The 6,636-nt window shown below is 57.1% G+C and carries 3 protein-coding genes and 3 pseudogenes; 5 read left to right on the forward strand and 1 reads right to left on the reverse strand.

Features of this window, described 5'->3' with window-relative positions; translation table 11 throughout:
- The first annotated feature begins 383 nt into the window (after positions 1-383).
- From A3C3_RS0136785 to A3C3_RS42375, 5 genes and pseudogenes are all read left to right on the forward strand, one after another.
- Positions 384-2,135: a type I secretion system permease/ATPase gene (locus A3C3_RS0136785; RefSeq protein ID WP_022719454.1), complete on the forward strand. Its 1,752-nt coding sequence runs from the start codon at positions 384-386 to the stop codon at positions 2,133-2,135.
- Entirely contained in the window at positions 2,132-3,442 is a 1,311-nt protein-coding gene (locus A3C3_RS0136790) for an HlyD family type I secretion periplasmic adaptor subunit (RefSeq protein ID WP_022719455.1), read from the forward strand. The genes A3C3_RS0136785 and A3C3_RS0136790 overlap by 4 nt, the downstream gene beginning before the upstream one ends.
- A gap of 334 nt (positions 3,443-3,776) precedes the next feature.
- Positions 3,777-4,049, forward strand: a pseudogene (locus A3C3_RS0136795) (transposase); the annotation flags it as partial.
- 212 nt (positions 4,050-4,261) lie between these two features.
- A complete protein-coding gene (locus A3C3_RS0136800) occupies positions 4,262-5,623 on the forward strand; it encodes an IS110 family RNA-guided transposase (RefSeq protein WP_022719457.1) in 1,362 nt (453 codons plus the stop codon).
- Positions 5,624-6,341 (forward strand): annotated as a pseudogene (locus tag A3C3_RS42375) (IS3 family transposase); the annotation flags it as partial.
- Positions 6,342-6,395: 54 nt separating this feature from the next.
- On the opposite strand, the pseudogene A3C3_RS0136810 reads toward A3C3_RS42375, so the two are convergent.
- Positions 6,396-6,636 (reverse strand): annotated as a pseudogene (locus A3C3_RS0136810) (IS5/IS1182 family transposase); the annotation flags it as partial.

Here is a 6,636-nt window from a genome sequence, read left to right on the forward strand (position 1 = left end):
TGTTGACGGTGAAAACACCGCGCATGAGTTCGCCCACCTGGACAATCTGACGATGGCTGACGTAGCCTCCTTGACCTCGAACCATTTCGAGTACTCCTGACCGGTAGTCCGCACGAGAGCACCCCAGCGCTTCCCTCTGTCTGAACAGAGGCTCCCCGAGGAGCCTCTGTTCTCCTCGCGTCAACGAGGTTCTTTGGCTTTCCAGTCGGTTTCAAGCGCGCCTCGATCGAGATGAAGAAAGAGACTTCAAAGCGATCTTGAGCGCAAGTTTACCGTTGCTGAAAAGATTACTGGAGGTCTCGCCAATTCGATCCTACCGAAGAATGTCGCGTTTACGAGCCTACATCAGGACGTCTCCCGCCTTACAGCTGCAGGAATAGGATATGATTTTGTTGCGCAGTAATCTCAATCGGCCACGGGTCTTTTTTGTGGCGGCGCTTTCTTCGATGAGGAAGGCCTTTTTTGGCCTTGCCATGACTAGCGCCGTCGTCAACCTGCTTGCTTTGACCGGCTCATTCTTTATGCTTCAAGTTTATGATCGGGTAATTCCGGGCCGTAGTCTGCCGACTCTTGTCGGCTTGGGGATAATCGCCGGCACATTATACGCTTTTCAGGGAGTACTCGAACTCATTCGATCTCTGTTGCTACTGCGGGTGGGCTTGTCCGTCGATGAACGGTTTGGAAAATCGGTATACGAATCTCTCGTGCTGCTTCCTTCCCGCATCCAGACGCCGGGCGATGGACTTCAGTCTGTACGTGATCTCGACACTGTACGAGGTTTCCTGTCCGGGCCTGGCCCAATAGCGTTGTTCGACATTCCGTGGATGCCGTTCTACCTCGGGCTCTGCTTTTTGTTTCACGTCTGGGTCGGCGTCACCGCCCTGGCGGGCGCCCTCATGCTTGTCGCGCTGACAATTATGGCTGAGCAGAAGTCGCGTCAGCCGGCAAAGGAGGCGGCCCAGTTAGCATCGGAGAGGTTCGCTCTCGCAGAGGCGACGAGGCGAAATTCCGAAGCGGTTCTGGCAATGGGCTTCGGTCATCAGCTTGGTCGGAAGTGGAGCGAGGTAAATTGCCGGTACCTTGACAATCATTTGCGCTCGACTTCTTTCACCATTTCTCTGTCAACCCTATCCAAGGTATTGCGCATGATGCTCCAGTCTGCCGTGCTTGCGGTCGGCGCCACTCTAGTCATACGACAGGAAGCGACTGGGGGCGTCATGATTGCCAGCTCCATTCTGTTGAGCCGTGCCTTAGCGCCAGTCGAACTGGCTATTGGCCAGTGGAAGGGATTTGTTAGAGCCAGGGACAGTTGGTCACGCCTCATCCAACTGACCCAACTCATGCCGACCGGTCTACCCGAGATCATGCTTCCCCGGCCTGCTGATGTTCTCAAGGTGGAGAACTTGCATCTCGCAGCTCCTGGCAGCCAAAACCCGATCGTCCGTGGCATCGCATTTGAGCTTCGTGCTGGAGAGGCACTGGGGGTAATCGGTCCAAGCGCGTCAGGCAAATCCTGTCTTGCTCGGGGGCTTGTCGGGCTGTGGCAACCGATCGCAGGCGCAGTGCGCCTGGATGGTGCCGCTGTATCGCAATGGGATCCCCAGTTGCTTGGCGGTCATATCGGCTACTTGTCGCAGGATGTCTCCTTGTTCGGTGGATCAATTGCGCAGAACATCGCGCGCCTTGATCCGGATGCCTCATCCGAAAAAGTCATCGCCGCAGCGAAGGCGGCCGGCGTCTATGACATGGTCGTGCAATTTCATGACGGTTTCGACACAATAATTGGAGAGCGGGGATCAGCCCTATCAGGGGGCCAGCGACAGCGCATCGGCTTGGCTAGGGCGCTTTATGGCGATCCTTTTTTGGTCGTTCTGGATGAACCCAATTCTAATCTTGACGCGGACGGCGAGGCCGCATTGTCCCGCGCGATTCTCGGGATTCGCGCAAGAGGCGGCATCGCGGTCGTTATCGCGCATCGCCCTAGCGCACTTGCGGCAGTCGACAAGGTACTTGTGTTGGCGAATGGTCGAGCTAAGTCATTCGGCCCGAAAGATGAGGTGCTGAGAAGGACACCGCAGTCAGAACCAGTGGCGCCTGCTCGACTGATGGTGCCAGGCGAGGAGACGGCGCAATGAGCCACGATCACGCTCCCCTCGCCGAGGGCGCAATCCGGCGCCTCACCTTGATTGCCCTTGCTGCGATTATCCTTCTCGTCGGGGTATTAGGCGGGCTTGCAGCAACCGTTCATCTTCGCGGAGCAGTTATCGCTTCGGGGGCGCTCGTCGTCGACAGCTACATCAAACCCGTCCAGCACCAGACAGGCGGTACCGTCGGCAAGGTGTTCATCAAAGATGGAGATCGCGTCCAAGCCGGCCAGATACTCGTACATTTGGATGACGCCCGGACGCGTGCCAATCTAGCGATAGTCTCAAAGCGGATTAAGGAGCTTACAGCACGAATCGCGCGACTATCGGCCGAAAGGGATTTAAAAGAAGCCATCGAGTTTCCTGAATCGCTCGTCAGGGATCAAGCTAGCGTCGGCGTAGCCACGATCATTGATGGCGAACAGCAACTATTCAATGACCGCCGTACATCGAAACTCGGGCGAAAGGCGCAACTGACCGAACGAGTGCGCCAACTCTCGAAGCAGACACAAGGGCTCGCCGCCCAACAAGATGGAAAACGGAAGGCCCTTTCCATCATAAACAAGGAACTCGCCAGTCTTCAACCGCTGCTGAATCAACGCATTATTCCAGCAACCCGCGTCTACGCTTTGCGACGAGATGCGGCCGAGCTCACTGGAGGGCTCGGCAGTTTGGTCGCATCAGCCGCTGAGATAAATGGCAAGATTGCCGAAACCAAACTTCAGATCATCCAGATTGATGACGATCAGAGAACTGAAATTTCGGATCAACTACGTCAGGCAGAGAACGAAATTGGCGAATATGCCGAGCGCCTAGTTGCTGCAGAAGATGAGTTAAAGCACATTGATATTCGCGCTCCGCAGAAAGGTGTGGTCCATGAGCTCGCCGTCCATGCGAGCGGCGCGGTCGTCAAGCCTGGTGAGGAGATTATGCAAATTGTTCCAAGTGACGATACTTTGACACCCGAACTCAAACTAGCGCCACAGGATATCGACCAAGTTGTCGTTGGTCAGGATGTCAGCCTCCGGTTTTCGGCCTTTAGTCAACGCATAACACCGGAGCTGAATGGGCGAGTGACGACGATTGCAGCCGACCTAACTACCGATGAAAGAACCGGCCAGAGCTATTACACCCTGCGCATTCTTCTTCCGGAAAAAGAGTGGGCGCGTCTTGGACATCTCGTGCCTGTCGTGGGAATGCCCGTAGAAGCCTTCATTCAGACGGGCGAACGGACAGCGCTTGCGTACCTTATTAAGCCGATAACCGACCAAGTCGCTCGCGCTTTTAAAGAAGAGTAGCGTTTTTTCGCATCCGCTGCGAACCCCTCTGTGGGCAGATAGATATCAACATGCAGTCCCGGTCCATAAGCTGGAAAAGGGGCTGCTGGACGTTGGCAGTCTCCCGACGGAGCCGGTTTCATCACAGGTTGCAGAGGGTCTTCTCCTGAGGCGGGACGCGTTGCCGGGGATTTGAAAAGGAACCGGTCATCGACGTTTACCCTAGGGGCGTTCAGGAATGCTGAAGTCGTTAAGTCAAAGGCGTTACGACTTCAGCATTACAAGTGCGGATTGGCCTGCTGCCGGTTTCGTGGACACCGAGTTAAGGTGTTTCCAATGAAACTGGAGCGCATGAATGCAACGAAGGAAGTTCAGCCGCGAGTACAAGCTTGAGGCAGTGAAGTTGGTGCGAGAGCGCGGGGTCAGCGTTGCGCAGGCAGCCCGCGATCTGGATGTTCATGAGAATGTTCTGCGCAAGTGGGTCAGGGATTACGGTTCGGACCCGGCGCATGCGTTTCCTGGTCACGGACATATGAAGCCCGAGCAGCTTGAGATCGAGAGGCTGCGTAAAGAAGTCGCCAAGCTGAAGGCGGAGCGTGACATCCTAAAAAACGATCACGGGCTTTTGTCCGCCTGTGCGCGGTAGAAACAGGCCGTGTTAAGCTCACTGCTGGAGGGGAGTTGCCGAAGGCTTATTGGAGGCGTCCAACCCCGTTAAAAAACGTGGCACATGGGCTGTTGCGGACTTGAGAGTGGTGACGTCGCGTCAGCGGCGATCCCGGTTAGGAAATTGACGAACTTGCGCGGCCCAGCCCCTCCCGAACCAAAGGAGGAGAAGCCATGCCCAAGATCCGTTCTTCCACATCACAGAACCTCACCCAAGTGAATCCCGGTGCGGCGGCCGTAGACATCGGGTCCACGATGCATATGGCGGCCGTTAATCCGGAGCAAACCGATATGCCGATACGCGCCTTCGGCACCTTCACCCACGATCTGCATGATCTGGCTGCCTGGTTCAGATCGTGCGGCGTCACGAGCGTAGCGATGGAGTCAACCGGCGTATACTGGATCCCTGCTTTCGAGATCCTCGAGCAGCATGGATTTGAGGTGATACTGGTGAATGCGCGTTATGCGAAGAACGTCCCAGGTCGGAAGACTGACGTCAGCGATGCGGCCTGGCTACGCCAGCTGCATTCCTATGGCCTTCTGCGTGGGAGCTTTCGCCCGAACGCAATGGTCGCCACTTTACGTGCGTATCTGCGCCAGCGAGAGCGGCTGGTTGAATATGCTGCGGCTCACATCCAGCACATGCAGAAAGCCTTGATGGAGATGAACCTGCAACTCCATCATGTGGTCTCCGACATCACCGGTGTTACCGGTATGAAGATTATCCGGGCAATCGTTTCCGGCGAGCGCGATCCGTACGTCCTGGCATCTCTGCGCGATGTTCGCTGCCACTCTTCCGACGAAACAATCAGGGCATCCTTGATCGGCAACGACCGCGACGAACACGTTTTTGCCCTTTCCCAATCACTGGACCTTTACGACTTTTACCAGTTGAAGATGCTCGAATGCGACCGCAGGCTTGAAGCGGCAATCGCTGCGATGACTAGCGATCCCGAAGCTCCGCTCGCGCCGCTGCCAAAGATAAGAACCAGGACCAAGCAGACGAATGCGCCGTCTTTCGATGTCCGAGCGGCACTATATGGTCTTACGCGCATAGACCTGACCCAGATTCACGGCCTCGGCTCCTCGCTCGCGCTCAAACTCATCGGTGAGTGCGGAACAGATCTTCGGGCTTGGCCAACCGCCAAGCACTTCACGTCATGGCTGTGCCTTGCGCCCGGCAACAAGATCTCTGGCGGCAAAGTGCTCTCGTCTCGAACACGCCGATCCTCCAGTCGAGCGGCAGCATTATTGCGATTGGCCGCGACGACGCTCGGGCGAAGCGACACTGCCCTTGGCGCATTTTACCGGAGGCTGGCGGGGCGCATCGGCAAGCAAAAGGCCGTTACGGCAACCGCACGAAAGATCGCGGTATTGTTCTACAACGCCCTGCGGTTTGGAATGGTCTATCAGGATCCAGGAGCCGCTGCTTATGATGAGCGGCATCGAGGAAGGGTCATAGCCAACCTTCAGCGCCGCGTACGATCCCTAGGCTTCCAGCTGGAACCCACGCATGTTGGAGAGAGTGTTTCTTAGGAAGGCCGCCGCCTACTTTGCGAAGGACGTGATATGAAGTTCGCGTTCAATTGCAAAGCACCGTTCGATCTGGCCGGTGGCATGGCTCTGCGAAGCGCTGGGTGTGTCACGTTCCGGCTTTCATGCCTGGTTACATCGGTCTCCGAGCCAGCATGCCCGGTATGATGAGGCTCTGCTCGACAAGATCAAGGACAGCTTCAAGGATAGCGACCGCACCTACGGCGCGCGGCGTGTCTGGCATGACCTCCTCGCCGAAGGCCTTTCCTGTGGTCTGCATCGCGTCGAGCGTCTCATGCGCAACAATGCAATGAGAGCAAGGCCGAGAAGGCGCGGCTTGCCGAAAGACGGCGGCGAGCGCCCGGTCATCATGCCGAATGTGCTGGACCGGCAGTTCGCGGCAGCAAGGCCGAACCAGAAGTGGGTGGCCGATTTTACCTATCTATGGACGGCTGAGGGCTGGCTCTATATAGCTGCCGTCATCGACCTGTTCTCGCGCCGTGTCGTCGGCTGGTCGATGAACGCCAACATGACGGCCCAGCTCGTCACAGATGCGCTGATCATGGCCATCTGGCGCAGAGGCAAGCCGGATGCGCTCCTCCACCATTCGGACCAGGGTAGCCAATACACCAGCGAGCAGTTCCAGCGCCTCATGGCCGATCACGGCATCACATGCTCGATGAGCCGATCCGGCAATGTCTGGGACAATGCCGCGATGGAAGGCGTTGGTGCACGGATGTGGAACTGAACGGATGGGGATCTTTGAAACGGCTGACTATGGCGTGGCTGCCTTGCGGCGGACGGCTTTCGGGCGTGCGCAAGCAAGCATGCGGTTGAGGACGGCGCAGCCGATGGCGACTTCGGTCTGCTGACCAGGCAGCGACCTGGCCCGCAGACGCCGCCCGATGATGGACTTGTATCGCCCGATTGCCGTCTCAACCAGCGAGCGCTTGCCGTAGCCGTTAGAGACCTGCCATTTCATCCGGCCGTCACTGTTGATTGCGGCGATATGCCGG

This window comes from Rhizobium mongolense USDA 1844 (assembly GCF_000419765.1).
Taxonomy (GTDB): Bacteria; Pseudomonadota; Alphaproteobacteria; order Rhizobiales; family Rhizobiaceae; genus Rhizobium; species Rhizobium mongolense.

Coding starts and splice junctions, on each gene's coding strand:
- A3C3_RS0136785 (WP_022719454.1), top strand. CDS start 384: ATGATTTTGTTGCGCAGTAATCTCAATCGGCCACGGGTCTTTTTTGTG.
- A3C3_RS0136790 (WP_022719455.1), top strand. CDS start 2,132: ATGAGCCACGATCACGCTCCCCTCGCCGAGGGCGCAATCCGGCGCCTC.
- A3C3_RS0136800 (WP_022719457.1), top strand. CDS start 4,262: ATGCCCAAGATCCGTTCTTCCACATCACAGAACCTCACCCAAGTGAAT.